Here is a 26,273-nt window from a genome sequence, read left to right on the forward strand (position 1 = left end):
CACGGAGGTGCCGATGCCCGGCCCACTCACCCAGCCCCCGGTCAGGAACCACCGGTGGCCACTATGGACCCGACGGCTGTGCGCGCTGTCCGTCGCCCTGCTGCTGTCGGCGGTCGGCCTGGCCGCCGTACCCGCGGCGGCGGCCGACGGGCCGACCGTCCCCACCCGCTACGGCCAGGTGCGGGGCACGGCGGGCGAGACCGCCACCTCCTACCTGGGCATCCCCTACGCCGCCCCACCGGTCGGCGACGGCCGCTGGAAGCCGCCGTCCCCGCCCCGGCCGTGGACGGGCGTCCGGGACGCCGCCACCCCGGGCAACCCCTGTGTGCAGGCGCCCTCATCCACCCCCTGGGGCGACCTGGCGGGACCCGGCACGCCCAGTGAGGACTGCCTCTACCTGAACGTCTACACGCCCGCGAAGCGCTCCCCGGCCAAGCGGCCGGTGATGGTGTGGATCCACGGCGGCGGCTTCACCGTGGGCTCCGGGACCTTCTACGACGGCGCCAAGCTCGCCGCCAAGGGCGATGTCGTGGTCGTGAACTTCAACTACCGGCTGGGCGCGTTCGGTTATCTGGCCCACCCGGGCCTGGCCGAGGAGTCACCGCTCGGCCTGTCGGGCAACTACGGCGTGCTCGACCAGCAGGCGGCGCTGCGCTGGGTGCGGCAGAACATCGCGGCGTTCGGCGGCGACCCGGGCAACGTGACGCTCTTCGGTGAGTCGGCGGGCGGCGGCAGCGTCTGCCACCAGCTGATCTCGCCGCGCACCGTCGGCCAGTTCGACCGGGCCATCGCCCAGTCGGGCTGCGGCTTCACCCTGCCCACCCAGGCCTCCCAGCAGAACAACGGCACCGCCTGGGCCCGGTCGCTGGGCTGCGCGGACCTGGCCTGTCTGCGCGCCAAGCCCGCCGACGAGCTGTTGCGGGCCTCGCTCTCCCCCACGGCCCGCTGGACGCCCAACGTGGACGGGGTGATCCTGCCGCTCCAGGTGACGGACGCGCTGGCGAGCGGACGCTTCCACCGGGTGCCGGTCCTCCAGGGCACCACGGCCGACGAGGGCAGGCTCACCGTCGCCACCACCTACGACCTGGCGGGCAGGCAGCTCACGGCGGAGGGCTACCCGGCCGCGGTCCGCGCGGCCTACGGCGACCGGGCCGAGGCGATCCTGGCCCGCTACCCGCTGTCGGCCCACGGCACCCCAGCGGAGGCGCTGGGCGCGGTCCTCACCGACTCCCAGTTCGCCTGCGCGCAGTCCCGCACGGCCGGTCTGATGGCCGAGCACACCCGCTCCTACCAGTACGAGTTCGCCGACCGGCACGCCATGGACCATCTGAACCTGCCCCTCAGCTTCCCCTTCGGCGCCCCGCACGGCTCGGAGATCCGGTACGTCTTCGGCGGTCTCTCCGGCACGCCCGCCCAGAACGCCCTCTCCGACCGGATGCTCGGCTACTGGACGAACTTCGCCAGGACCGGCGTGCCGTACGCCGCGGGCGCCCCGCACTGGCCCCGGTTCCCGCAGGTGCAGACGCTCGCCCCGGAGGCGATCACCCCGGGCACCTCCTTCCCGGAGGACCACCAGTGCGACCTGTGGAGCCAGGGCGCCTCCTGGCCGCTCGCAGCTCGCTGAACCCCTGCTAACCGTCCGGCGGCTGCAGAGGCTGCGCGGGCCAGTTGAGCAGACGGGCGCCGAGGGTGGCGGTCTGGAGGGCGTAACGCTGGTCGGGCAGCGCCGGGTCGTAGCCGGTCAGAGTACGGACGCGGGCGATGCGGTAGGAGACGGCCCGGACGCTCAGGCCCAGGCGCCGTGCGGTGACGGTGTGGGCGCAGCCGCTGTCGAAGTAGGCGCCGAGGGTCTCCAGCAGGAGCCCGGGTCCGCCGCGGGCCTGCTCCAGACCGCCGAGGACGGTGGCCACCAGATCGGTGATGGCCGCCCGGTCCCGGCCCAGGACCTGGAACACCAGCAGATCGGAGGCGTGGACGACCGGCCGGGGCACCCCCAGCCGGTCGGCCAGTTCCAGGGTCTCGCGGGCCTCACGGAAGGAGTGGACGACGCCGTTCGCGCCGGGCCGGGGGCGGCTGACGGCGACCTGGCTGTCCCGTACGGCCGCACGGCGGACCTGTGCGGCGAAGTGTTCGCACACGGCGGCACCGTCCCCGGCCGTGACGCAGATCAGCAGTCCGTCCTTCGTCGCGACCAGGCTCGGCGACTCGTCCCCGTACGCGGCCATGGCCTCCGCCACGTACCGGGTGGCCGGGGCCGAGGCGAGGAACGCGGCGCCCGCCCGCGCGACGGCCACCCGGTGTGGGCCGGTGAGCGGAAAGCCGACGCGGTGGGCGAGTTCCGCCATGCGGCCGAGGTCGCCGGGGCCGCTCAGCAGACCGTCGACGAAGGCGTGGCGGATCTCCTCCTCCCGGCGGATCGCCGCGCCGCGCGCCCTCTCGTAGCCCTCGGTGAGGGCGATCGCCACGTCCCGCATCCGCCGGACGACGTCCCCGGGGGCCGCCTCGCAGTGGCGGCCGAGATGGGTCTCGATCAGGGCGCGCAGCGGGACGCCCCGGTCGGCGGCGTGCGCGGCGGCGGCGCGCAGCCGGTCGCGGTCGGCGTCGTCGAGCGCCTGGCCCGGCGCCGTCGCGGGGGCCGGTGGCCGTTCGGGAGACTCGCCCTGGCCGGTCATCGCAACCACCCCTTTTTACCCGCACCCGGCTGCGCGTTTGCCTTCACTTTGCCATGGGTCGGCAAGGAGCGGCAGGTTCAGTTGTCCGCCGGTCGTCTCCCCGCGGCCGGGTCGCGGGGGCGCTGTCGGGTAGAACCGCTGCGGCGGAACCCGGGAGGCCCCATGCGCGCACGTGCCCTTGCCGAGCCCTATCCCTCGGTGCGGACGACGGACCGTCTCGCCACCGCGGTCGACCTGGTGGTGGGGCGCGATCTGCCCGCTCTGCTGATCACCGACCCCGAGGGCCGTCCCGTCGCCGTGCTCCGCGCGGACCAGGTGCTCGCCGCCTGTCTGCCCGGCTACTTCGCCGACGACCCGCTGCTCGTCCGGCTCATCGACGAGCCGTACGCCGACCGGATGGGCGTGGCTCCGGAACGGCTGGTCGCCGAGTGCCTGCCGCGGGGCGGTCCGCGGCCGTTCTCCGTCACCGCCGAGTGCACGGTGGTGGAGGTGGCCGAACTGATGGCCCGCACGGGCTGCCCGGTCGTGGCCGTGCTGGAGGGCGGCCCCGGCCCGGACGCCCGGCTGCTCGGGGTGGTCACCGCCACCCGGGTGCTCCAGCGGCTGCGCAGCCGCGCCCATGCCTGACCGCCCGCCCTACAGCAGCGCCAGGAACAGCACGGCACCGACCAGGGCGACCGCCCACAGGACCATGGAGTGGGTGGACCAGGGCGCCGTGAACCCGCCGCCGGCCGACGAGCGGACGGCGGTGCCCCACAGGGCCACGGCCCGCTGCCGCAGGGGCGTCACCACACGCGTGCTGGCCCGGGGCACGGCGTCGGACAGCCTGCGCCAGGCGGCGGGCAGCGCACGGCGGTAGACCACGTCGGCGTCGAGGTTCACCGAGCGCACCTCCGGGGGGTAGAGACCGGTGCGGACCAGGAACGTGAAGGCCAGCGACGCCAGCAGCAGCAGTTGCAGCTGGTTGATCACATGTGCCGTGGTGTACGCGCTGTAGTCGACGGTGTAGGGCAGGAAGTCGTACAGCAGTCCGGGCGCCACCCCGATGGCGACGCACAGGGCGGCGGCCATCGTCATGGCCACCCGCATGGTGGCCGGTGCCTCGCGCACCCGCAGTCCGCGGTCGTGGGCGAAGAAGGCGAAGTAGGGGACCTTGATGCCCGCGTGGTGGAAGACGCCCGCGGAGGCGAACAGCAGCAGCAGCCAGACCACCGTCCGGTGTTCCTGGGCGACCGCGTAGAGGATCATCGACTTGGTGGTGAAGCCGGAGAACAAGGGCACCGCCGAGATGGAGGCGGCGCCCACCATGCACAGGGCGGCTGTCTTCGGCATGGACTTGTAGAGCCCGCCGAGTTCCGATCCCTTGACGGTGCCCGCGCGGTACAGCACGGCCCCCATGCTCATGAAGAGCAGGCCCTTGTAGACGATGTGGGCGAAGGCGTGCGCGGTGGCGCCGTTGATGCCGAGGGAGCCGCCGACGCCGACGCCGACGACCATGAAGCCGAGCTGGTTGACCAGGCTGTAGGCGAGGACCCGGCGCAGGTCGTTCTCCAGGACCGCGTAGAAGATGGGGAACACGGTCATGGCCGCGCCGATCCAGACCAGCGCCTCGGTGCCGGGGAACCCGCGGGCGAGCACGTACACCGCGAGCTTGGTGGTGAAGGGCGACAGGGCCACCGTGCCGACGACGGTCGCTTCCGGGTAGGTGTCCGTCAGCCAGGCGTGCAGCAGCGGGAAGGCGCACTTGATGCCCACCGCCGCGAGGATCAGCGGGCCGCCCGGACCGTCCAGCCCGAGGTGGCCGAACTCCACGCCCGCGCCCGCCTGGACGCGCTGCGCGATCCCGGCGAGCATCAGCAGCCCGGCGAGCAGCTGGGCGACGAGGTACCGCATCCCGGCGCGGTAGCCGCGTTCGGTGCGCCGGGCCCAGATCAGGAAGGCCGAGGCGAGGCCGCCCAGCTCCCAGAACACGAACAGGGTGATCAGGTCACCGGCGAGCGCGCCGCCGACCGTGGCTCCCGCGTACAGGAGGATCACGGTCTGCTGGAGGGCGTCCTTCAGGCACAGGGCGTACACGGCGGTCAGGAGCGCGGCGACGAGGAAGCCGGTGGCGAAGATCCGGGAGAGGGCGTCGACGCGCACCGGGGTGAGTTCGAGGCCGAAGAGGGTGAGGCTGTCACCGGGGCCCTCGGGCAGCAGCCAGAGCAGCACCAGGCCGCCCACCGGCAGCAGCACCGTCCAGGCGCCGCGCAGGCGGCCCTTGAGGAACGGCACCCCGGCCGCCCCGATCATCAGCAGCAGGGCGGGACTAGTCGTCATCGCGGTTCCGTTCCTGCGGCTCGTAGTAGTCCTCGTCCCGCTTCAGGAACCGCCGCAGCCACTTCGCCGTGAGCACCAGGGCGACGCTGCCCGTGAAGCCGTACAGGGCGTAGAAGGCGGGCCACTCCTCGATCGAGAAGTAGGGGTGCTTGGAGTAGAAGAGGTCGGCCAGCAGCGCCAGTGCGCACAGCGCGGTCAGGATCCGCACGATGAGGGTCACATGGCGTGGGTCGTCCAGCCAGCGGCGGTCGTCCGGGCGGCGGTCGTCGGTCACGGCACCTCCAGGGTCCCGGCCAGCGGGTCGATCAGGGCCTGCGCGCCGAAGAACAGGGCGACGCAGCCGAGGGCGGTGAGGACCAGCGGTACGGTCAGCACGGGCGCGGCCTCGCCGTGGGTGAGCGGTGCGGCCGGTGGCCGCAGGAAGCCGCGGACCGCGACCGGCACCAGATAGGCGACCGCGAGCAGCGACCCCGCCAGCAGGACCACCAGCGGCATGATCTGGTCGGCCTCCGCCGTGCCCAGCAGCATCAGCCACTTGCTCCAGGTGCCGCCCGTCGGGGGCAGCCCGATGATCGAGACGCTGGCCGTGAGGAAGGCGGCGAACGTCCATGGCATGGCGTGGCCGAGCCCGTCGAGTTCGCTGACCCTGGTCCGGCCCGTGGTGACGGCGATCGCGCCCGCGCACAGGAACAGCGTGATCTTGGCGACCGCGTGGGTGACCAGGTGCAGCGCGGCGCCCTCCACGGCGACGCCGGTGGCCACGGTGGCGGCCAGCACGATGTAGGCGAGCTGGCTGACGGTGGAGTAGGCGAGCCGCCGTTTGAGGTTGTCGGCGCGGATGGCGACCACCGCGGCGGCGAGCAGGGTGAAAGCGGCCACCCAGCTCATCGGCGCGGCGGCGCCGGTGTCGCGCAGGGTGTCGAGACCGAAGACGTAGACGGCGACCTTGAGGACGGTGAAGACCCCGGCCTTGACCACCGCCACCGCGTGCAGCAGCGCCGAGACGGGCGCCGGAGCCACCATGGCGGCGGGCAGCCAGCGGTGCACGGGCATCAGCGCGGCCTTGCCGACGCCGAACAGGTACAGGGCGAAGAGCAGGGTGAGCACGCCGGTTCCGGCCGTACCGGCGAGCAGGCCGCCGGGCCGGAAGTCGGTGCTCCCGGCCAGTACCCAGGTCCACACCACGGCGGGCAGGAGCAGGCCGATGGAGGTGGCCAGCAGGACCAGGACGTAGGTGCGGGCCCCGCGCCGGACGGCGGCTCCCCCGTGGTGGGCGACCAGGGGCCAGGTGGCCAGGGTCATGACCTCGTAGCCGATGAGCAGGGTGATCAGGTTGCCCGAGAGGGCGATCCACATCGCGGAGGCGATGGTCAGCGCGAACCAGGCGAAGAAGCGGGCGTGGGCGGGCTCCCGCGCGGCCCGCAGGAAGCCGGAGGCGTACACCGTGGTCAGCGGCCAGAGCACGGCGGCGACCGAGGCGAACAGCAGCCCCAGCGGTTCCAGCGCGAAGGTGAGCGAGAGGCCCGGCAGCCAGGTCCACAGTTCGAAGCGCGTCCCCTCGTCGGCCACCGGCCACAGGGACACGACCACACCCACCAGGAGGAGGCCGCCGGTCACGGAAGCCGCGTTCCGGGCGGCGGGCCGGGAGCGCAGCAGCAGGACGGCGCCGCAGACCAGCAGGGGCACGGCCACCGCCACCGGCAGCGCGTACGCCCGGTCGGGAGAGGTCCAGCCGGTGATCACCTCACCCACCTCCGGTTCCGAGGAGGGCCGCCGCGGCGGCGTCGGCGAGTTCCGCCGGGAAGGAGGGGTCGAGGCCGATGGCGAGGGACAGCAGGGCGAGCGCCCACACGGCCGTGACCATCGAAGGCGCCGGGCGCGCGGGCGGGGTGTCGCCCTCGGGTTCGCGGAACCAGGCGATCTCGACGACCCTCCCGACGTACACCACCGCGAGCAGCGAGCTGGTCAGCACCGCCGCGACCACCGCCCACCGGCCGTCGTCGACCAGGGCCGTGACCAGCGCCCACTTGCTGACGAACCCGCCGCTCGGCGGTACGCCGATCAGCCCGAGCGCGGCCAGCACGAACGCGGCGAACGTCCACGGCATCCGGCGGCCGAGCCCGGCCAGTGCGGACAGCCGGGCCGAGCCGAGCCGGGCCAGCAGCAGCCCGGCCGTCGCGAACAGGGCGGCCTTGGTGATCGCGTGGGCGATGATGTGCAGATAGGCGGCGGACACCCCGGCGGTGGTGGCCAGGCTGATCCCGGCCACGATGTAGCCGATCTGCCCGACGCTGGACCAGGCCAGCAGATACCGCAGGTCGCTCTGGAGACAGGCGACGGCCGAGCCCACCAGCATCGCCAGACAGGCGAGCAGCAGTCCGATCCGCCCGACGGGCATCGACTCGAAGACCAGCGGGGCGCCGAAGACGGTGTAGGCGAACCGGCACAGCATGTACAGCGCCACCTTGGTGCTGGTGGCGGCGAGGAAGAGGCTGACGACGGTGGGCGCCTCCCCGTAGGCCGCGGGCAGCCAGGCGTGCAGCGGGAAGAGGGCCGCCTTGACCGCGAGGCCGACGAAGACGAACACGACCGCGGCCCGCACCGCGCGGTCGCCGTCGGCGCCGTCGAGCCGCGCCGCGAGGTCGGCCATGTTCAGGGTGCCGGTGACCGCGTAGGCCATGCCGATGCCGATCAGCACGAACACCGCGCCGACGCTGCCGATCACCAGGTACCGGAAGGCGGCCAGCAGCGCCCGCCGCCGTCTCCCCATGGCGATCATCGTGTACGTCGCCAGCGAGCTGATCTCCAGGAACACGAAGGCGTTGAACACGTCCCCGGTGACCGCGAGGCCCAGCAGTCCGGCGAGGGTGAGGCAGAGGCAGGCGTAGAGCAGGGGGGCGCGCCGGTCGTCCACTTCGGCCTCGGCGCCACGGCGGCCGTAGACGGCGGCGACGGTGGCGGTCAGCGACACCAGCAGCAGCACGGGTGTGCTGAACTCGCCGACGACGAACTCGATCCCGGCGGGAGCCGACCAGCCGCCCATCCGGTAGGTGAGCGGGCCTTCGTCGGCCACCTCGGCGGTGAGCAGGGCGGCGACGGTCAGCGAGGCGGTGGCGGCGGTGAGGTAGAGCAGCCAGGCCGCGGTACGGGAGCGCAGCAGTACGCACAGGGGCGCCCCGAGCAGGGGGATGAGCACTTGCAGCACCGGCAGTTGGGCCGTCATGGGCCCTCGCCGTCGTCGTCGCGTTCCAGGACCTCGTCCTCCTCGACGGTTCCGTAGGCCTCGAAGATGCGGACGGCCAGGGCGAGTCCCACGGCGAGGGTGGCGACGCCGACCACGATGGCGGTGAGGATCAGCACCTGGGGCAGCGGGTGCGAGTAGGTCCCGACGTCCTTCGCGATGATCGGCGCGCTGCCGTGGTCCCGTTTGCCGAGGCCGATGTAGAAGAGGAAGACGCCGACCTGGAACAGGGACAGACCGATCAGTTTCTTGATCAGGTTGCCGTGGCTGATGACGACGTAGAGCCCGATCAGCATGAGGGCGAAGAACGTCCAGTAGACGTAGTGGGTGGCGATCACCGGCGGACGCCTCCCCGGCTGGCGAAGCCGAAGAAGATGGTCGTCATGACGGCGGCGACGGTGATGCCGATGGCCGTCTCGACCAGCAGGATGCCGATGTGCTGGCCCTCCTCGGGGTGGCCCGGGTCGAGCAGGTCGTAGTCGAGGAACGAGCCGCCGAGCGCCATCGTGGTCAGCCCGAGCCCGGCGTAGAGCAGCAGGCCGAGTGAGATGAGCAGCCACAGCGCCCTGCGCGGCACCACCCGTTCGGCCCGGTCGAGGCCGAACACCAGGCCGTACAGGACGAAACCGCTGGCGAAGATGACCCCGGCCTGGAAGCCGCCGCCGGGGCCGTAGTCGCCGTGGAAGAGCACGTACAGCGCGAAGAGCAGGATGAGCGGCATCAGGGTGCCGGTGACGACCCGGATGACGCGGTAGTCGGCGAGGTGCAGGTCGGGGGCGGGCCTGATCTGGTCGGGACGGGCGAGCGGGCCGAGCAGGGAGAGCACGGCGAGGCCCGCGGTGAACACCACGACCAGTTCGCCCAGCGTGTCCAGGCCCCGGTAGCTGGCCAGCACGGAGGTGACCGTGTTGGGGATGCCGATGTCCTCCTGGGAGTCGCGCAGATACGTCTCGGTGACCGGGTGGCGCTGTACCGGGCTGTCGGCGGCGCCGAACTCGGGCAGGTCCGTGCTGGCCCAGCCGAGCACCGCGCCGGTCAGGACGACGACGACCAAGCCGGGCAGCCGCCGCCGACGGGGTGTGACGGCCTCCCGGGAGCGGGTCAGCGCCAGCACGCCGAGCAGCAGCACCGTGCTGATGCCGACCCCGACGGCCGCCTCGGTGAACGCCACGTCCACGGCGTCCAGCAGCACGAACAGGCTCGCGGTGACCAGGCTGAACAGGGCCGCCAGCATGGCCGCCCCGTACAGTGCCCGCAGGCGCGTGATGGCCACGGCGGTGGCGATGAGGACGGCGAGCAGGACGACGTTGATCAGTACGAAGGTCGGCATCAGCGGCGCGGGTCACCCTCTCGCCAGACGGGCACCCCGTCCCGGCGCGCGGCGTGCGCCAGGACATGGGTCGCGGTGGGGCTGGTCAGCGCCATGAAGAGCAGGATGATCAGCAGCCGGACCGCGGTGCCCCAGGAGTCCGTGCGCAGCAGCAGGCCCAGCAGGACCAGGCCGGCTCCGGCGGAGTCCGTGACGCCGACGGCGTGGATACGGGTGTAGAAGTCGGGGAATCGCAGCATGCCGACGGCGCCGGAGAGCAGGAACAGGGCGCCGCCGGTGAGCAGGACGCCGCTCAGCACCTCCAGGACGATCACGTCCGCTCGCCTCCTCCGGTGCCGCCGAACAGTTCCTGGTAGTGGCTCAGGCGCAGCACCGCGACGGTCGCGACGAAGTTGACGAGGGCGTAGAGGATGCCGATGTCGAGGAACTCGGGGCGGCCGAAGAGGAAGCCGGCCACCGCGATGAAGAGGACGGTCTTGGTGCCGAACATGTTGATGGCCAGGATGCGGTTGTAGAGGCCGGGTCCGGCGAAGGCGCGCAGCAGGGCGAGCACCATGGTGACCAGGAGCGCCACCATGACGGCGAGGATCATCGCCGGTCCTCCGTCCGCCGTACCCGGCGCAGCATGGCGCCCGCGTCCAGTTCGTCGATCCCGGCCCGGTCGAGGCTGTGCACCTCGATGCCGTCCTCCTCCACGTCGAGGGCGAGGGTGCCGGGGGTGAGCGTGATCGAGTTGGCGTAGATGACCTGCGACTGCTCGGGCAGGGGCGGGGCCGGTGTGGTCGCGACGACCGGGCGCAGTCCCGGGTTCGGCCTCCACACCTTGCGGGTCACCGTCCAGGCGGTGAGGAGGACCTGGCCGCTGAGCCACAGGAGGTAGCGCGGCAGCCGCAGCGCCAGGGGCAGGGTCAGACCGTGGTGTTCGAGCCGGGCGCGCCTGGTGAGCCAGCAGACCAGCAGGACCGAGAGGGCGCCGAGCGCCAGCAGCAGGGGTGTGTAGTGCCCGGAGAGGGCCAGCCAGAACAGGGCGGGCACCGGCGCGGTCCGCAGCAGGCCGCGCAGGACCCGCTCGCGCGGGCGGGGCGCGCGGGACACCTGGGGGGAGCCGACGTCGAGTTGGGTCATGCGGCCCCCTCGGGCCGCACCCGGCCGGGCTGACCGCTGGTCGGCAACGTCGCGACGGCATCGGCAGCACGCATGCACCTCTCCCGTCGTCGACACGCAGGCCCGGGCAGCCCCACCCACCTCGATTCTCCGGTACCGCGCGGGTCCGGCCAACGGCCGACGCGGTCAAGGAAGGGCACTCCATCCTTGCCGACGGTCGGCAAGAGTGTCATGATCCCGGCCCGGAACGGGCCGTCGTGCCGCCGGACGAGGAGGGATCGCTCTGACCATGACGCGCGGGACCCCGTCCGACCCCCCGGGCACCGGGCCGCTCTGCCCGCGGGACGTCGCCGAGCGCGCGAGCCGGGAGGCGTGCGGCGTGCCGACGGACCTCCTGGAGGGCTATGTGGCGCTGCTCGCGGCGATCAGCACGGGCGGTGGGCTCGACGGTGAGGAGCGTCGGCGTCGGCGTGACATCGGCGCCCTCGCCGCGGAGCGGGACGTGCCGATGCGCGGGGTCGTCGACCTGTACCTCAGCGCGACGTGGATCGCCTGGCCGTCGCTGCCCGGGGTGCTGGCCGCCACCGGCGCGGACACGCTGCGCCGGATCGGCGAGGCGGTCTTCCACGCCGCCGACACGGCCATCACGGCGGTGGCGGAGGGCTACGAGGAGGCGCAGCGCTGGTCGCTGCGTCAGGAGGAGTCGTTCCGCCGCGAGTTCGTCGACGACCTCCTCGACGGGCGCCGTCTGGAGACGCTGGCGGGCCGGGCCGAGCGGTACGGGCTGCGGCTCGCGGGCAGCTATGTGGTGGTCGTGGCGGCGGGCGCCCAGCCGTTCGTCGACGGCGGCCCGGCGACCCGCCGTGTCGAGGCGGTCGTCGACGGGTCGCACACCAGCAGGGAGGTGCTGGTGACGACGAAGGACGGGCTGCTGGTGTGTGTCGCACCGGACGCCGGTGACGCGGTCGAGGAGTTCGTCGGCCGGCTGCTGGAGACGCTGGGGCCGGACGGCGGCTGGCGGATCGGCGTCGGCCGTCCGCAGCGCGGCCCGGGTGGCGCCGTACGGTCGTTCGAGCAGGCCCGGCAGGCGCTGCGCATGGCCCAGCGTCTGGAACTGCCCGGCCAGGTGCACCTGGCCTCCGAACTCCTCGTCTACCAGGTGCTGATCCGGGACCGGGCCGCTCTGGCGGACCTCGTCGACGTGGTGCTGGAGCCGTTGCGGGCGGGCCGCATCCGCCCGGAGACGCTGCTGGACACCCTGTCGGCGTACTTCGCGGCGGGCCGGGTGGCGACGGCGGCGGCGCAGCAGCTGCACATCGGGGTCCGGACGGTGACCTACCGCCTCAACCGGGTCGAGGCGCTGACCGGTTACTCGGTGTACGACCCGCAGCAGGGCTTCACCCTGCAGGTGGCCGTGCTCGGGGCGCGGCTGCTCGGCTGGCCGGGCGATACGTGACCGCTGTCCGCGGGACGCCCCGCGGACAGCGGCCCCGTGTGCGCTACCCCTGGTCGGCGACGAAGGCCGCCACCCATGCCAGGGCGGCGTTCCAGTTGATGGTCAGCTCGTTGGTCGACCAGGACTGGATGTCGTCGATGTAGCAGAACTGGCCGACGCAGCCCTGGAGTTTCGACTGCGCGAGCGGGTCCTGGATGCTGGAGTTGGGGCCGCCCGAGAGGGTGCCGGCGGGCGGGCTCGGCAGGTTCGGGTCCAGCTGCCGGGCGTACCAGCGGCTGTGCTGGTTCTGGGCGCTGGCCTCGCCGTAGCCGGTGACGTAGGACAGGTTCAGCGCGTTGCGGCCGAGGACGTAGTCCATGGTCTGCACGGCCCCGTCGCGGTACTTGGCGGCGCCGGTGATGTCGTGGGCGGTGGCCATGACGACGGCGTTGTTGAGGACCTGGTGGTTGGAGCCCCAGTCGAAGACGTTGCCGTCGGGGGCGTAGGGCATGCCGTACGGCTGTGCCTCGAGGGTGGCGAGGTAGCGGTCGGCGCCCTTGACGACGGACCGGCGCACCTTGTCCCGGCCGGGGAGCCGGTTGGGCACGGTGGCGAGGTCCAGTCGGCCGGCGGCGGCGGTGCGGGCCCAGTCGAAGCCGGTGGGGCCGAAGATGTCGGCGGTGTGCACCGGCGAGTTCAGTACGTACCGCTCGAACTGCTTCTCACCGGTGGTGAGGTACAGCTGGGCGGCGGCCCAGTAGAACTCGTCGCTCACGTCGGTGTCGGGGTAGGCGCCGCCGCCGACGCCGTCGTCCGGGTCGGGCAGCAGGTCGGGGTGGGCGAGCGCGGCGCTCCAGGCGGTGCGGGCCGCGGTGAGCAGTTCGGCCGCGAACCGGCGGTCGTAGGGCTTGTAGAGGCGGGCGGCCTGGGCGGCCGAGGCGGCCAGGTTGAGGGTGGCCGTGGTGGTCGGCGGGTGCAGCTCGCGCTTCTGCGGGTCGGCGCTGGGCAGCAGCGGCAGACCGGTCCACGCCTCGTCGTGGATCTTGTGGTGGGCCATCCCGGCGAGCGCCTGCCCGTCCGGGACCTGCATCTTCAGCATGAACTCCAGCTGCCAGCGGACCTCGTCGAGGAGGTCGGGCACCTTGTTGCCGCTCTCGGGGATGGCGAGGGAGCCGTCGCCGAACTTCGCGGGCTGCCCGGTGCGGGCGTGCAGGGCGCGTTCGTAGGTGCTGAGCAGTTCCCAGACGGAGATGCCGCCGTTGACGACGTACTTGCCGTGGTCGCCGGCGTCGTACCAGCCGCCGGTGACGTCGAGCGTGTAGTCGCAGACGCCTGGCTGGCAGGGGACGTCGGCGTCGCCCTGGTTGGGTGCCTCGTTCAGGTGCCCGGCAGGGCGTCCGTAGCCGGGGCGCAGGTCGTCGCGTATCTCGATGCCGCTGCGCTGGGTGTAGTAGAACTTCACGGCGTCGAGCCGCAGTCGCTCGTACACACGCGCGTCGATGTCGAAGGGGCGGCTGGTCTCGCCGTCCGCGACCAGGGTGAGGCCCGTGCCCTTGGCCTTGTGGGCGCCGAAGTCGATGGAGTGGACGTTCTGCCCGGAGGACACGTCGGTGCCGCGGGGCATGGTCCAGCCGCGGGCGGCCACGGTCCCGTCGGCCCGCTTCAGCTGCCAGGGCAGCCGGGTGGTGGCGTCGGTGACCAGGGTGGCGTTCTTCGGCCCGGCGGGCAGGTAGGCGACCTGGTTGACGCGCACGCGCGGGCCGGTGTCGGGCTCGTACTGCTCCGGCGGCACCCCGCCCAGCAGGGAGACGTCGTCCGTGCAGAACCGCCAGGGCTCGGCACTGCCGCCGACCTGGAAGGCGACCTGGGCGCGGTCGGTGTCGACGGGCGAGGTGAAGGTGTACGCGTAGGAGTTGCCGGAGACGCTGAGCTGCGGGCTCACCTCGAACCAGGTGTCGTAGGGCGCCTCGGACAGGCCGACGATCGCCCGGACCACGTGCCCGTCGGGCACGCCGTCGGCGTAGAAGGAGAAGCGGTACGACTCCCCTTCCGTCAGGGTGATGTCGTTCTGGCCGACGGTGGCGTCCCAGCGGTTCTGGGTGCCGCCGGGCACGTCCGCGCACAGGCGGCCGTCGGACAGTCCGGCGGTGAGGTTGCTGGTGGTCCACCACGGGTCGAGGGTCGTGTCGAAGGTGCCGTTCCTGACCTGCTCGACCTCGTCGGCCCCGGCGGGGGCGGCGGGCAGGGCGGTGAGGCCCGCCGCCAGCAGGGCTGTCAGCGACAGCAGGGCGGTTCTGGGTCGTTTCACGTCTGGGCTCCTGGAAGGGAGGTGCGGGTGACGCTCCATGGGAGCGCTCCCAGATGCGGACGGAGGCCATGGTTGTTGGAGTCATGACACCCGTCAACGGTCCGGACGGGACGGTTTTCCCGAACGGGAGGCATGTCGGTGCCGGATTAGTGGGCACCCGGGCTAACCGACCGGCCCGGAGCAAAAGCACTAGTCTGGAACTCAGGCAACACAGTTGTTCACTGTGAGTGGACGCGATGGAGTGGCGACGATGAGCCCGGATCACTCGTTCGACGAGGCCTCGACGGCCCGGGCTGCCCTGGACGGCGACGGCACCCTCACCGAGTGGAACGAGGGCGCCCGGGCGCTGCTGGGCTGGACGGCGGCGGAGGTGCTGGGCCGCCCGGCGGCGGAACTGGTGGCCGACGGCGGGCTGGCTCCGGTCGCCGGACTGGGCGGCGACCGGCTCGGCGGCACCCTCACACTGCGTCACCGGGACGGCCGCACCCTCCCCGTCTGGCTCCTCGCCCATCCCCGCGCCGACGGCTGGCTGGTGGTCAGCCCGCGGCACACCGGGCCCCTGGCACCGGGCGACCCGCTGAACCACGTCGACCTCATCCAGTCGCCCTGCGCCATGGCCATCCACGACGACCAGCTGCGGCTGCGCCGGGCCAACCAGGCCATGACCGACGTCCTCGGCCTGCCCGAGGAGCGGCTGCGCGGCCTGCGCCCGACGGAGATGAGCGACCTGCCGCACACCCACGAGCTGGAACAGCACATGCTCCAGGTCCTCGCCTCCGGCCACGGCACCCACGTACGGACCTACGTACCCGTCGGCGCCGACCGCAAGATCGACGCCTGGCTGGCCCGGATGGCCCCGATCACGGATGCCGGGGGCCGGGTGCTGGGTGTGAGCGTCGCCGCGCACGACTTCACCGAGCAGTACCTGGCCCGCGAGCGGCTCCAGCTGGTCAACGAGGCCAGCGTCCGCATCGGCACCACCCTCGACGTCACCCGCACGGCGCAGGAGCTGACGGACGTGTGCGTGCCCGCCCTCGCCGACTTCGTCAGCGTCGACCTGCTGGACCCCGCCGACGGCGGCGACCCCCCGGCCCGGCTCACCCCACCCGTCACGCTGCGCCGCAGCGCCCACCGGTCGGTGCACGCGGGCACCCCCGAGGCCCTGGTCAAACCCGGCGACACCGACTCCTACCCCGCCGAGTCCCCGCAGGCCAAGTCGCTGCTCACCGGCCGCACGATCATCGCCACACTCCCGGACCGGGACCTCGACGAGTGGCTCTCCCGGGACCGCCCCCGCCGCGACCGGGCGCTGGAGTACGGCGTGCGCGCCGGCATGTCCGTGCCGATCCGGGCCCGCGGCACCACCCTCGGCGTCGCCGTCTTCGCCCGCTACCGGCGGCCCGACTCCTTCACCGCCGACGACGCGCTGCTCGCCGAGGAGATCACCGCGCGCGCCGCCGTCTGCATCGACAACGCCCGCCGCTACTCCCGCGAACGCGAGACCGCGCTCGCCCTCCAGCGCAGCCTGCTCCCGCGCACCCTGGCGCACACCGCCGCGGTGGCGGCCGCCTCCCGCTATCTGCCCGCGGCGCGCGCCGGGGTGGGCGGCGACTGGTTCGACGTGATCCCGCTGTCCGGGATGCGGGTCGCCCTGGTCGTCGGCGACGTCGTCGGGCACGGCGTGCAGGCCTCCGCCACCATGGGCCGGCTGCGCACCGCGGTGCGCACCCTCGCCGACATCGACCTGGCCCCCGAGGAACTCCTCACCCACCTGGACGACCTGGTGGTACGGCTCTCGGAGGAGACCGGCGGCGGCGACGGCAGCCCCGAGGTCGGCGCGACCTGTCTCTACGCCGTGTACGACCCGGTGTCACGGCGGTGCACGATGGCCCGCGCCGGGCACCCGCCGCCCATGCTCGTCGCGCCCGGCGGTGAGCCCAAGGAGATCGAACTGCCCGCCGGGCCACCGCTGGGCCTGGGCGGCCTGCCGTTCGAGGCGGCCGAACTGTCCCTCGCCGAGGGCACGCTGCTCGCCTTCTTCACCAACGGGCTGATCGAGTCCCACACCCGCGACGAGGACACCGCGCGCCGCATGCTGCTTCAGACGCTGGCCCGGGATGGCGGGCCCGGCGACGGCTCGCTGGAGCAGACCTGCGACCGGGTGCTGCACACCCTGCTGCCCAAGGACGACACCGCCTGCGACGACGTGGCCCTGCTGCTGGCGCGCACCCGGGGCCTGCCCGCCTCCCAGGTCGCCACCTGGGACGTCCCGGCCGACCCGGCGCTGGTGGCCCCGATCCGCAAGCAGGTCCTCGACCAGCTCGGCGACTGGGGACTCAGCGAGGCGTCCTTCACCACCGAGCTGGTGGTCAGCGAGCTGGTCACCAACGCCATCCGCTACGGCGCCCCGCCGATCCGGCTGCGCCTCATCCACGACGAGACCACGCTGATCTGCGAGGTCTCCGACACCAGCCACACCGCCCCGCACCTGCGCCGGGCCAAGACCTGGGACGAGGGCGGCCGCGGGCTGCTCCTGGTCGCCCAGCTCACCCAGCGCTGGGGCAGCCGCCACACCACCGAGGGCAAGACCATCTGGGCGGAACTGACGCTGCTGGAGGACGAGTGATGTCACCGGCCGGGGACCCAGGAGCGTCCTGGGTGCCGTGGGCGCCCTCACCGTCCTGGCGCTGCTGACCGGCTGCGGCGGGCCGGTCGAGGGCACCCCGGACACCCCGGCGCCGCGGCAGCCGCGCCCGGCGGAACCGGCGCCCGACCCACGCCGATGAGCGCCGAGGGGGCCACGTCCGCCTCCGGCTCCACCCGGTGCCGTACACCCGAGCTGCGTGCGTCGGTGGACCGTGTCTCCCCCCGCGCCGGGCAGCGGAACCACCCGATCGTCCTGACCAACGCCTCCACGCGCACCTGCACGCTGTACGGCTGTCCGGGCGCCGCCTTCGTCGACGCCGCGGGCGAGCGGCTGGGCCCCGACCCGCGGCGGCCGCCGGAGCGTCCGGCCACCGTGCGGCCGGCGCCTGGCGAGCGCGCCTGGGCGGGCCTGAGCTTCGCGCCCGGAGATCAGCGGCGCCGACACGGCCACCCCGGCCGCGCTGCCGGTCACCCCGCCGGACGAGTACACGCCGCTGCGGATGGTGTGGACGGCCGGTCCCGTACCGGTGTCCGGGAACGCCTCCGGGGTGCATCTGACAGTGGTCCGGCCCGGCCCCGCGGGCTGACCGGCCACGAGGGCTCAGCGCGACGCGGCGGCCCGGTAGGCGCCGGGCGGCACGCCGAACCGCTCCCGGAACACCCGGTTGAAGTGGAACGGGCTCACGAAGCCGGAAGCGGCGGCGACCCGCTCCACGGACAGGTCGGTGCTCTCCAGCAGCCGTGCGGCATGCCGCAGCCGCGCCTCGCGCAGCGCCCGCATCGGCGACCGACCGGTCTGCCGGGTGAACAGGTGCGCGAACCGGGAGGGCGAGAGGGCGACCCCTTCCGCGAGGGAGCGGACGCTGTGCGGGGCGCCGGGGTCGGCGGCGATGACGGCCTGCGCCTGCCGCACCCGGGGGTCGGTGCCCGGTGGCGGCGGTGCGGTGCGGGCGGTGGCGGCGGCGAGCACGACGGCCTCCCCCAGCGATCCGAGGGCGAGTTCCCGGGCGGCGGTACCGTGCGCGACGGCGACCAGATCGCCGTCGGGTCCCGGGTCGGGCGGGAGACCGGTGCCGGTCCACCGGGCGTCGGCCCGCATGCGCCGCAGCGCGGCCTCGATACGGCCGTGCAGCGCGCCGGGCACCGGAGTGACCGCGTACATCCCGTCGTCCCCCACGGCGTACGGCCGCAGCCAGGTCAGCCAGCCCGCGCGGGCCTGGCAGTGCGCCCACCAGAACCGCCAGCGGTCCGCGCCCGGGGCCACGCCGTACCGCTGGCGGACCCCCGGCGCGAGCACCACCAGGTCGCCCGCGCCCGCCCGTGCCTCGGCCGAGCCCTGGCGGATGTGTCCGAGGCCGTGGGTGGTCCAGGTGAACAGCCAACTGGCGGAGCCGTCGGGCCGGTCGACACGGTATCCGGCAGGCTGGTCGAAACAGCCGGCCACCAGCAGGCCGGGCGGCGGTGAGGGGTCGCCGGGCGCAGCAGCCACGGGCAGGTCGTCAGCGTTCCGGGACATCCTGCGCACTCCCCTCCGCGCCTAGCGTGAGAGCCGAACGGTCCCGGACCGAGGAGGACGGACATGACAGCCACGGGCATCGGCGCCGCCGGTTCGGCCCCCATCCTGCCCGAACCGGCGCTCGCCCGGTACGAGGAGGACGGCTTCACGGTCGTACGCGCCCTGTTCACGAGGGGCGAGATCGACGCCCTGTGCGCGGAGTTCGAGTCCCTGCATTCGGCGGGGCGGCCGGTTCCGGGCCACTTCGAGCCGCGTCCCGGGCCCTCGGCGGACCCGTTGGCGGCCTACCCCAGGGTGATGCACCCGCACGAGATCAGCGACCGGGCGCGGCGGGTGCTGCTGGCCCCCCGGCTGCGGGCGGTGCTGGAGGTCCTGCTGGGCGAGGAGGTGCTGGCCGCCCAGAGCATGTTCTACTTCAAGCCGCCGGGCGCCCGGGGCCAGGCCCTGCACCAGGACAACTTCTACCTGCGGGTGGAGCCGGGCACCTGTGTCGCCGCCTGGATCGCCTGTGATGTCATCGACCGCGCCAACGGCGGTCTGGAGGTCGTCCCCGGCACCCACCGCATGGACCTGTTCTGCCCCGAGCAGGCCGACGCGGAGGTCTCCTTCGCCCGCGAGTACGTCCCGCCACCGCCGGGCCTGTCCCCCGTGCCCGTCGACATGTCCCCCGGCGACGTCCTCTTCTTCAACGGCAGCCTGGTCCACGGCTCCCAGCCCAACCACACCGCCGACCGCTTCCGCCGCTCCTTCATCGGCCACTACGTGGGCCGGTCGGCGCAGCGCATCGGGTCGTACTACCGGACGGTGTCGATGAGCGGGGAGCGGGTGGTGCTGGGCGAGAGCGAGGGGGCGGGGCCGTGCGGGACGGAGTTCGGCGAGCCCGGTCCCCATTGACCCCGGCGCGTTGCTGCCCCCAGGTGACCGGGCGGCGTGGGAGCGGGCCGGGCCGTCGGGGGGACCGCATGCTCGGCACAGGTGACCGGCGTCCGGCCGGTCGTGCCGTACGGGAGGAACGCGGTGGCGACACGTTCGACCATGCGCTCGGTGGTCCGGATCCTGACGGCGGCCGCCGTCCTGACCCTGGCTCTCGGCGGGCCCGCCGAGGGCCGTCCGCTGCCGGAGGGGGCACCGGCCGCCGAGCCCCCGGCGACGCTGTGCGCCCCGGCCGGGACCCTGCGCGGTACCGGTGGCCAGCGCGCCACGGTCAGTCTGTGCGCGGGCAGCGGCACACCGAGCCTGGCCGTGTCGGCACCGGCGGCCTGTCACCGGCCCGGCGGGGCCGTCGGTGACGGCTGTCTCACCTCCGGGAGCTGGACGGCGCGGCGGGACGGCGAGGTCGTCGCCTCCGGGACGCTGCCGGGGTCGGCGGCGTACCCGGGACCCGGGACGTACGACGTCGAGGCCGAGGTGCGGGTGCGCTCCGCGTCCGGTGACGTCGATCTGAGCGGCACGGTCCGTGCCTCGCTGACGCTGACCGCGCCGAAGGCGGCGCCCACCCACCGCGTGGAGGTGACGGGCGGGCCGCTGCGGCCGGGGACGACCACCTCGTTGACGTACACCCTGCACCGCGACAGCGACGAGGGCGACGGCAGTGCCCGGTTCGGGCTCATCGGGGAGGAGGACAGCGGGGTGCGGCTGGCCACCGACGACGCGCGGTGCGTCAATCCGCTGATCGGCCGTCACCCCTCCGACACCCGGCTGGCGCACGCCGTGGACTGCGCCCTCACCGACCTCCAGCCCGGCCGCCCGGCGACCGTGACCGTCCGGGTGACGCTGGACGCGCGCTGCTCCACGGTCGTCTCCAAGCTGGGCTACTGGATGCCGCGTGGGCAGGCCCTCTACACCGGCGGCATGCTCGAGGGGCCGACCGTGGGATGCGCCTAGGGCTGGATCGGCATGCTCCAGCAGTTGCCGGATGCGGACCTGCCGGACAGTCGGTCCATGAGCCAGTCGACGGCCTCGCCCTGGTCGGTGAGGAGCGGGGCGAAGTGGTTGAGCAGCGGGCTGACGACGTTCGGCAGGATCACCGGCTTGTAGGTGACGTTGCCGCCCTTGCGGCACCAGTCGACGGCGAGCTGACGGGCCTGGCCGTGCGGCACCAGGTTGTCGTTGACGCCGGTGGCGAGGCGGACGGGTCCGGTCGGCTTCAGCCCGCCGATGCGCTGTTCGGCGAGGAAGTCCTGGAGCAGCGGCTCGGACCGGATGATGTCGCTGATCGACCGGCCGTCGTTGGTCCAGGCGGTGCTGCGCTGGTAGCCGTAGGCGAAGATCGCGTCGCCGACGCAGCGGGTGGCGAGGTCGTCCAGCGCTGCCCTGCCCCTGGCGTTGATGTGCTTCTCGGCGAGGGGGCGCAGCTCCGGCTCGGACTGGAGGAAGCCGTTGAGGGACCAGCCCAGCGCCCCGGCGAGTTCACTGCCGTCGATGGCGGCGGTGACCTCGGTCAGTTCGGCGGGCGGCGCGCCGACGTAGGTGCCGGCCAGGCGCACGTCGGGCGCGTAGGCCGGCTGGAGTTCGGCGGCGGAGGCGGTGGCGCCGCCGCCCTGGCTGTAGCCGAACAGGCCGACCGGGGAGGACGCGGTGACCGAGGCTGCGGGGAGGGCGCGGGCGGCGCGGACCGCGTCCAGCACGGCGTGGCCCTCGTCGACACGGTTGACGTAGGTGTGCAGCCGGTCGGTGGCGCCGAGTCCGGCGTAGTCGGTGACGACGACGGCCACGCCCTTGGCCAGCAGCCGGTAGACGGCGATGTCCTCGTAGCCGACGGAGACCGTGTCGCCGTCGATGTTCAGGGGGTGCTGGAGGCCCAGTGAGGCGGCGCACTGGTCGCCCTGCCCCATGGTGCCGGGGGCGACGGCGACGAGCGGGCGGGGCCCGGAGCCGGTCCAGGCGGCGGTGGGTTCGATGTAGGCGCCGGTGACGGCGACCGGGCCGCCGCCGGAGTCGGTGGACTTGTACATCAGGCGGGTGGCCCGGCCGGGCAGCGGCCCGTTCAGGCTGGGCAGGCTCAGCGCGAGCGGGAGCGGCTCGGTGCGGACGAGGGCGCCGTCGGCGTCCGGCAGGTCCCCGGGCGGGGTGTAGAACGCGGGGACCGTGACGGCGCGCGCGGCGTCCCGCGCGGTCCCGTCGGCGGCGCCGGCGGGCAGCGCCTGGGCGGCGAGACAGGCGGCGGCGGTGGCGGTCGTGACGGCCACGGCGAGCAGGCGGGTGCGGCTGCGTGCGGGCATGGCGAACCTCCTGGTGACGGCAAGTCGGTGGTACGGACCTTGCTCACGCCACTCCGGAGTGACGGCCCTGACGGTAACCAGCCGAGGGTTACCGGCGGTAGCAGCCGGAAGGTTACGGTTCAGTAAGGTGACCCGCGAGTAAGGTGGTGCCCGCTCGGCGCCCGGGCGGAACGTCACCCTTAATTCGGTTGTCGGCCCGTGGCCGCGGGCAGCAGGATTCCGGCATGCTCGCCACCGGACATCCCCTGCCGCCGACCCTCGCCGCCGACCGCGCTTCGCGGACCCGACAGCGGTCCGGCCGCCGCCCGGAGGGACCAGCGCCGTCCCGGTCATGACGGGGGCGCTCGTCGCCGGGCTGGTCGCGGGGTACGGCATCGCCGTCCCGGTCGGCGCGGTCGGCACCTACCTCGTCTCCCTGACCGCGCGCACCTCGCTGCGGACCGGACTGAGCGCGGCCCTCGGCGTCGCCACCGCCGACGGGCTCTACGCCCTCCTCGCCACCGTCGGCGGTTCCGCGGTCGCCGCCGCGCTGCGGCCGGTCCTCGGCCCGCTGAGCTGGATCGCCGCCCTGGTCCTGGTGTACCTCGCGGCACGCGGCACGGTCATGGCCGTACGGCAGTACCGCGACCGGGTGCTCACCACCCGGTCGGCCCCGGCGCCACCCGGTCCCTCCCGCGCCTTTCTGACCCTGCTCGGGATCACCCTGCTCAACCCGACCACCGTGATGTACTTCGCGGCCCTGGTCGTCGGCACCCGCGCCGCCGACGCCCCGCACCCCGTGGACCAGGCGGTGTTCGTGCTGGCCGCCTTCACCGCCTCCGCCAGCTGGCAGCTGCTGCTCGCCGGGGGCGGCGCCCTGCTCGGCCGGACGCTGGCGGGGCGCCGGGGCCGGCTGGTGACCGCGCTCGTCTCCAGTGGTGTGATGGCCGCGCTGGCCGTACATATGGTGATGGTCTGAAACACGGGTACGCGTGGTACTCCGAGGTACGCGACGAAGGGTACGGATCATGCCCCTGGACGGCGAGTACGAGCCCAGCCCCACGCAGTGGGTGCGCGATCAGGTGGAGTTGTACGAGAGTTCCGGCGGCACCCGGGGGACCACCCTGGGGGACACCGGACTGCCGGTGATCATCCTGACCAGCCGCGGCGCCCGCACGGGCAGGATCCGCAAGACCCCGGTCATGCGGGTGGAGCACGGCGGGCGCTATGCGGCCGTGGCCTCCCTGGGCGGCGCCCCGCAGCACCCGGTCTGGTACCACAACCTCAAGGCCGACCCGCACGTGGAACTGCAGGACGGGGCCGAGAAGCGGGACATGACGGCGCGTGAGGTCACCGGCGCGGAGAAGGACGAGTGGTGGGAGCGGGCCGTCGCGGCCTATCCGCCGTACGCCGAGTACCAGGCGAAGACGGAGCGGGAGATCCCCGTCTTCGTGCTGGAACCCGCCGACGGACAGTGACCGGACGGTAGGGGACCGGAAGGTAAGGAACCGGACGATTAAGGACGGCTGCCCGGTGATTTTCTCTCTTCGGGAGGAATGAACCGCCCGGAGCCGGGCACCCGCTCCTCAGGCCCCGCCGCGTTCCCCCGTCGCGGCGGGGCTTTCACGTGCTTCCTCGGCGGGGCGGTCGGTCACGTCGAGGAACACCTGGTCCGCCTCGGGCACGGTCCGCACGATCGTCCGCTTGATGCGCACGGCGACCTCTTCGACCTCCTCGCTGTCCAGCCCGGGCACCAGGTCGACGCGCGCCGCCACCAGCGCCGTGTCGACGCCCGTCTTCATCGTGAACAGCGCCTCCACGCTGTCGATCTCCGGCTGCGCCCGCAGCACCGCCTCGATCCGGTCGCTGGCCCGCGGGTCGGCGGCCTCCCCGATCAGCTGGTCGCGGGCCTCGCACCCCAGCCGGTAGGCGACGTAGACCAGCAGCGCGCCGATCGCCAGCGAGGCGGACGCCTCCCACACGACCTGCCCGGTCGCCATGTGCAGCGCCATCCCGGACAGGGCGAGGCAGACCCCGAGCACCGCCGTGCCGTCCTCGGCGACGACCGTGCGCAGCGCCGGGTCGCGCAGCCCGGCCCGGCCGCCCTGCCGACGCAGCTGGTACAGGGCGCGCAGCAGGGAGGCGCCCTCGGCGAGCAGGGCGACACCGAGCACGATCATTCCGGCCACATAGCCGCCGAAGGACTCCTCGGTGCCGTTCCTGAGGGCCTCGACGCCCTGGAAGAAGGAGAAGCAGCCGCCCATGACGAAGATGCCGACGGCCGCGAGGAGCGACCAGAAGAACCGTTCCTTGCCGTAGCCGAAGGGGTGCCGACGGTCGGCGGGGCGGTGGCTGCGGCGCAGGGCGGCGAGCAGGAAGACCTCGTTCATGCTGTCCGCCACCGAGTGCGCCGCCTCCGACAGCAGCGCGGGCGAGCCCGCGATCACACCGCCGAGCGCCTTGGCCCCGGCGATCACCAGATTGGCGGCGAGCGCCACCAGGACGGTGATCCGCGTCCTCCGGTCCGTCTTCCGGTCCCCTGTCATCTGCCTTCCGTGGAGTCGTACCGTCCGCAGCGCCGTTCTTCTCTTCTCCCTTCCCGGCGACTGCCCCGGCCGGGAGAGATCACACGGTGGCGGGCGGAAAGCCGGGAAGTCGGGGAACCCGTCCGGCAGGACGACGGTCCACGGGGCCGAGGAGGGCGGGTCATGAGCGACGACGGCGAGGGCGACGGCAAGCGCGGGAACGCCGCCTACGGAAGGGTGGCCTTCAAGCGGTCCAGGAGCCACTTCACCGACCGGATCACGGCCGACGGCCGGGACGGCTGGCCGGTGGCGCCCGGGCGCTACCGGCTGGTGGTCAGCCGCGCGTGTCCGTGGGCGAGCCGGGCGGTGATCTCCCGGCGGCTGCTGGGCCTGGAGGACGCCCTGTCGATGGCGGTCGCCGACCCCGTCCAGGACGACCGCAGCTGGCGGTTCACCCTGGACCGGGACGGCCGCGACCCGGTGCTCGGCATCCGTTTCCTCGGCGAGGCCTACGACCGGCGCGAGACCGGCTATCCGGGCGGGGTCAGCGTGCCCGCGATCGTGGACGTGCCCAGCGGGCGGCTGGTCACCAACGACTACCAGCGCATCACCCTCGACCTCGCCACCGAGTGGACGGCGCTGCACCGCGACGGTGCGCCCGACCTCTATCCCGAGGCACGGCGCGACGAGATCGACGCGGTGATGGCGGAGGTGTACGAGGACGTCAACAACGGGGTGTACCGGGCGGGCTTCGCGACCGGCCAGCGGGAGTACGAGGAGGCCTGCGCGGGGGTGTTCCGGCGGCTGGAGCTGCTCGCGGACCGGCTGTCCGGGCGGCGCTACCTGGTCGGCGACTCGGTCACCGAGGCGGACATCCGGCTGTTCACCACGCTGGTCCGCTTCGACGCCGTCTACCACGGCCACTTCAAGTGCAACCGCTGGAAGCTGACGGAGAACCGGGTGCTGTGGGCCTACGCCCGGGACCTGTTCCAGACCCCCGGCTTCGGCGACACCGTCGACTTCGACCACATCAAACGGCACTACTACCAGGTGCACACCGGCATCAACCCGACCCGCATCGTGCCGCTCGGCCCGGACCTCGGGGGCTGGCTGACGCCGCACCACCGGCAGGAGCTGGGCGGGCGCCCGTTCGGGGGCGGCACGGCACCGGGGCCGGTGCGCGCGGGTGAGGAGGTGCCCGGCGCCCGGTAGGAATGAGCAGCAGAGCCCGCTTCACGAGTGAGGAGACTTCAGGTGGCCTACAAGAAGAAGATCCCGTTCGCCTACCAGCCGGTCGGCTGGGTGCTCGGCTGGGCGGGCGGCGCGCTGGCCGGGCTCGCCTTCCGCAAGACGTGGAAGGCGATCCGGCACGAGGACGACGCGCCGGACGCGCTGGACCCGGACCGCGGCTGGGGCGAGATCCTGCTGGCCGCCGCGATCCAGGGCGCCATCTTCGCCGCGGTGCGCAGTGCCGTGGACCGGGGTGGCGCCAAGGCCATCGCCCGCTCCACGGGCACCTGGCCCGCCAAGGACAAGGGCGGCCGGGACTGAGCCCCCGCGCAGGGCCTCGGGCGAGCGGCTAGCCCAGCTTGGGGCCCTGCGGCACGGAGCGGCGCAGGCTGAAGGAGTGGCCCGCGGGGTCGGCGTAGGACCGTTCCTCGAAGGGGCCGGTGGCGCGATTGGTGTCCGTGGGGCGCCCGCCGAGGGAGACGATGCGGCGCTCGGCCTCGTCCAGGTCGGTCACCTCGAACTCCAGGTGTGCCTGGAGGGAGTTCTCGGGACGCGGCCAGCTGGGCGGCGTCGCGTTCACATCGCGGCGCAGGGCCAGCTGGGTGCCGTCCGGGCTCCTGATCTCCACCCGGTTGGCGGTGAGGTGGATCTCCTCGGCCTCCAGCAGTTCCTTGTAGAACTCCGCGAGCTTTTCGGGCTCGGCACAGTCGAGCACCACGACGCCCGCCTTCACCAGTGCCATGTCTC

At 73.4% G+C, this 26,273-nt stretch carries 26 protein-coding genes and 1 pseudogene; 12 read left to right on the plus strand and 15 right to left on the minus strand.

Annotation, left to right across the window (positions count from 1 at the left end):
* Positions 1–13 precede the first annotated feature (13 nt).
* Positions 14–1,624 (plus strand): carboxylesterase/lipase family protein, encoded by a 1,611-nt coding sequence (locus KBY47_RS04440; protein WP_210919556.1) that lies wholly within the window; start codon positions 14–16, stop codon positions 1,622–1,624.
* Between the two features lie 7 nt (positions 1,625–1,631).
* Here the strand turns inward: KBY47_RS04440 and KBY47_RS04445 are convergent, their stop codons facing one another.
* Complete coding sequence (locus tag KBY47_RS04445) at positions 1,632–2,672, minus strand: CdaR family transcriptional regulator (RefSeq protein ID WP_210919557.1); 1,041 nt, start codon at positions 2,670–2,672, stop codon at positions 1,632–1,634.
* Between the two features lie 162 nt (positions 2,673–2,834).
* Here KBY47_RS04445 and KBY47_RS04450 point away from each other — a divergent pair, with 162 nt between their 5' ends.
* Entirely contained in the window at positions 2,835–3,299 is a 465-nt protein-coding gene (locus tag KBY47_RS04450) for a CBS domain-containing protein (RefSeq protein WP_210919558.1), read from the plus strand.
* Positions 3,300–3,308: 9 nt separating this feature from the next.
* Here KBY47_RS04450 and KBY47_RS04455 read toward each other — a convergent pair whose 3' ends face one another.
* From KBY47_RS04455 to KBY47_RS04495, 9 genes are read right to left on the minus strand one after another with little or no spacing between them, the layout of a single operon-like run.
* Entirely contained in the window at positions 3,309–4,991 is a 1,683-nt protein-coding gene (locus KBY47_RS04455) for a Na(+)/H(+) antiporter subunit D (protein WP_210919559.1), read from the minus strand.
* On the minus strand, positions 4,981–5,265 hold the full coding sequence (locus tag KBY47_RS04460) for a hypothetical protein (RefSeq protein WP_210919560.1): 285 nt from the start codon (positions 5,263–5,265) through the stop codon (positions 4,981–4,983). Before KBY47_RS04460 ends, KBY47_RS04455 begins: the two co-directional genes overlap by 11 nt.
* Positions 5,262–6,743, minus strand: a complete 1,482-nt coding sequence (locus tag KBY47_RS04465; RefSeq protein WP_210919561.1) for a proton-conducting transporter membrane subunit — start codon at positions 6,741–6,743, stop codon at positions 5,262–5,264. The genes KBY47_RS04460 and KBY47_RS04465 overlap by 4 nt, the downstream gene beginning before the upstream one ends.
* Entirely contained in the window at positions 6,736–8,214 is a 1,479-nt protein-coding gene (locus KBY47_RS04470; RefSeq protein WP_210919562.1) for a monovalent cation/H+ antiporter subunit D family protein, read from the minus strand. Before KBY47_RS04470 ends, KBY47_RS04465 begins: the two co-directional genes overlap by 8 nt.
* Positions 8,211–8,570 (minus strand): cation:proton antiporter subunit C, encoded by a 360-nt coding sequence (locus KBY47_RS04475; protein WP_210919563.1) that lies wholly within the window; start codon positions 8,568–8,570, stop codon positions 8,211–8,213. Before KBY47_RS04475 ends, KBY47_RS04470 begins: the two co-directional genes overlap by 4 nt.
* A complete protein-coding gene (locus KBY47_RS04480; protein WP_210919564.1) occupies positions 8,567–9,562 on the minus strand; it encodes a DUF4040 domain-containing protein in 996 nt (331 codons plus the stop codon). Before KBY47_RS04480 ends, KBY47_RS04475 begins: the two co-directional genes overlap by 4 nt.
* Positions 9,562–9,876, minus strand: coding sequence for a monovalent cation/H(+) antiporter subunit G (gene mnhG, locus KBY47_RS04485; RefSeq protein ID WP_210919565.1), 315 nt, complete (start codon positions 9,874–9,876; stop codon positions 9,562–9,564). Before mnhG ends, KBY47_RS04480 begins: the two co-directional genes overlap by 1 nt.
* Positions 9,873–10,154 carry a monovalent cation/H+ antiporter complex subunit F gene (locus KBY47_RS04490; protein ID WP_210919566.1) on the minus strand — a complete coding sequence of 94 codons (282 nt, stop codon included), beginning with the start codon at positions 10,152–10,154 and terminating at the stop codon, positions 9,873–9,875. The genes mnhG and KBY47_RS04490 overlap by 4 nt, the downstream gene beginning before the upstream one ends.
* A complete protein-coding gene (locus KBY47_RS04495; RefSeq protein WP_210919567.1) occupies positions 10,151–10,687 on the minus strand; it encodes a Na+/H+ antiporter subunit E in 537 nt (178 codons plus the stop codon). Before KBY47_RS04495 ends, KBY47_RS04490 begins: the two co-directional genes overlap by 4 nt.
* A 268-nt stretch (positions 10,688–10,955) precedes the next feature.
* Here KBY47_RS04495 and KBY47_RS04500 point away from each other — a divergent pair, with 268 nt between their 5' ends.
* A complete protein-coding gene (locus KBY47_RS04500) occupies positions 10,956–12,122 on the plus strand; it encodes a CdaR family transcriptional regulator (RefSeq protein ID WP_210919568.1) in 1,167 nt (388 codons plus the stop codon).
* 43 nt (positions 12,123–12,165) lie between these two features.
* On the opposite strand, the gene KBY47_RS04505 is transcribed toward KBY47_RS04500, so the two are convergent.
* On the minus strand, positions 12,166–14,409 hold the full coding sequence (locus KBY47_RS04505; RefSeq protein ID WP_210919569.1) for a glycoside hydrolase family 9 protein: 2,244 nt from the start codon (positions 14,407–14,409) through the stop codon (positions 12,166–12,168).
* Positions 14,410–14,659: 250 nt separating this feature from the next.
* Here KBY47_RS04505 and KBY47_RS04510 point away from each other — a divergent pair, with 250 nt between their 5' ends.
* The 3 genes and pseudogenes from KBY47_RS04510 to KBY47_RS37150 form a co-directional block, all read left to right on the plus strand.
* A complete protein-coding gene (locus tag KBY47_RS04510) occupies positions 14,660–17,035 on the plus strand; it encodes a SpoIIE family protein phosphatase (RefSeq protein WP_210919570.1) in 2,376 nt (791 codons plus the stop codon).
* Between the two features lie 37 nt (positions 17,036–17,072).
* Positions 17,073–17,195, plus strand: coding sequence for a hypothetical protein (locus KBY47_RS37145; protein ID WP_308405040.1), 123 nt, complete (start codon positions 17,073–17,075; stop codon positions 17,193–17,195).
* Positions 17,192–17,434: pseudogene (locus tag KBY47_RS37150) on the plus strand (DUF4232 domain-containing protein); the annotation flags it as partial. The gene KBY47_RS37145 and the pseudogene KBY47_RS37150, both read left to right, overlap by 4 nt.
* Positions 17,435–17,656: 222 nt before the next feature.
* Here KBY47_RS37150 and KBY47_RS04520 read toward each other — a convergent pair.
* Positions 17,657–18,571 carry a helix-turn-helix domain-containing protein gene (locus KBY47_RS04520; protein WP_210919571.1) on the minus strand — a complete coding sequence of 305 codons (915 nt, stop codon included), beginning with the start codon at positions 18,569–18,571 and terminating at the stop codon, positions 17,657–17,659.
* A 63-nt stretch (positions 18,572–18,634) separates the two neighbouring features.
* Here KBY47_RS04520 and KBY47_RS04525 point away from each other — a divergent pair, with 63 nt between their 5' ends.
* Both KBY47_RS04525 and KBY47_RS04530 read left to right on the plus strand, forming a co-directional pair.
* Positions 18,635–19,465 carry a phytanoyl-CoA dioxygenase family protein gene (locus tag KBY47_RS04525; protein ID WP_210919572.1) on the plus strand — a complete coding sequence of 277 codons (831 nt, stop codon included), beginning with the start codon at positions 18,635–18,637 and terminating at the stop codon, positions 19,463–19,465.
* 123 nt (positions 19,466–19,588) lie between these two features.
* Positions 19,589–20,455: a hypothetical protein gene (locus tag KBY47_RS04530; RefSeq protein ID WP_308405041.1), complete on the plus strand. Its 867-nt coding sequence runs from the start codon at positions 19,589–19,591 to the stop codon at positions 20,453–20,455.
* On the opposite strand, the gene KBY47_RS04535 is transcribed toward KBY47_RS04530, so the two are convergent.
* Positions 20,452–21,792 carry a lipase family protein gene (locus tag KBY47_RS04535; protein WP_210919573.1) on the minus strand — a complete coding sequence of 447 codons (1,341 nt, stop codon included), beginning with the start codon at positions 21,790–21,792 and terminating at the stop codon, positions 20,452–20,454. The two genes, KBY47_RS04530 and KBY47_RS04535, sit on opposite strands and share 4 nt — an antisense overlap.
* Positions 21,793–22,123: 331 nt before the next feature.
* Here KBY47_RS04535 and KBY47_RS04540 point away from each other — a divergent pair, with 331 nt between their 5' ends.
* Together KBY47_RS04540 and KBY47_RS04545 are read left to right on the plus strand one after the other, a co-directional pair.
* Positions 22,124–22,750: a LysE/ArgO family amino acid transporter gene (locus KBY47_RS04540; protein WP_210919574.1), complete on the plus strand. Its 627-nt coding sequence runs from the start codon at positions 22,124–22,126 to the stop codon at positions 22,748–22,750.
* 49 nt (positions 22,751–22,799) lie between these two features.
* Positions 22,800–23,249, plus strand: a complete 450-nt coding sequence (locus KBY47_RS04545) for a nitroreductase family deazaflavin-dependent oxidoreductase (protein WP_210919575.1) — start codon at positions 22,800–22,802, stop codon at positions 23,247–23,249.
* 108 nt (positions 23,250–23,357) lie between these two features.
* On the opposite strand, the gene KBY47_RS04550 is transcribed toward KBY47_RS04545, so the two are convergent.
* The gene (locus KBY47_RS04550) at positions 23,358–24,317 is read right to left on the minus strand and encodes a cation diffusion facilitator family transporter (RefSeq protein ID WP_210919576.1); all 960 of its coding nucleotides are present in this window, start codon (positions 24,315–24,317) and stop codon (positions 23,358–23,360) included.
* 162 nt (positions 24,318–24,479) lie between these two features.
* Here KBY47_RS04550 and KBY47_RS04555 point away from each other — a divergent pair, with 162 nt between their 5' ends.
* Both KBY47_RS04555 and KBY47_RS04560 read left to right on the plus strand, forming a co-directional pair.
* Entirely contained in the window at positions 24,480–25,508 is a 1,029-nt protein-coding gene (locus KBY47_RS04555) for a glutathione S-transferase family protein (protein ID WP_210919577.1), read from the plus strand.
* Between the two features lie 42 nt (positions 25,509–25,550).
* Positions 25,551–25,847: a DUF4235 domain-containing protein gene (locus KBY47_RS04560; protein WP_210919578.1), complete on the plus strand. Its 297-nt coding sequence runs from the start codon at positions 25,551–25,553 to the stop codon at positions 25,845–25,847.
* A 28-nt stretch (positions 25,848–25,875) separates the two neighbouring features.
* Here the strand turns inward: KBY47_RS04560 and KBY47_RS04565 are convergent, their stop codons facing one another.
* On the minus strand, positions 25,876–26,268 hold the full coding sequence (locus tag KBY47_RS04565; RefSeq protein WP_210919579.1) for a VOC family protein: 393 nt from the start codon (positions 26,266–26,268) through the stop codon (positions 25,876–25,878).
* Positions 26,269–26,273: the final 5 nt, after the last annotated feature.

Origin of the sequence: Streptomyces sp. B93 (assembly GCF_018070565.1) — a bacterium.
Taxonomy (GTDB): Bacteria; Actinomycetota; Actinomycetes; order Streptomycetales; family Streptomycetaceae; genus Streptomyces.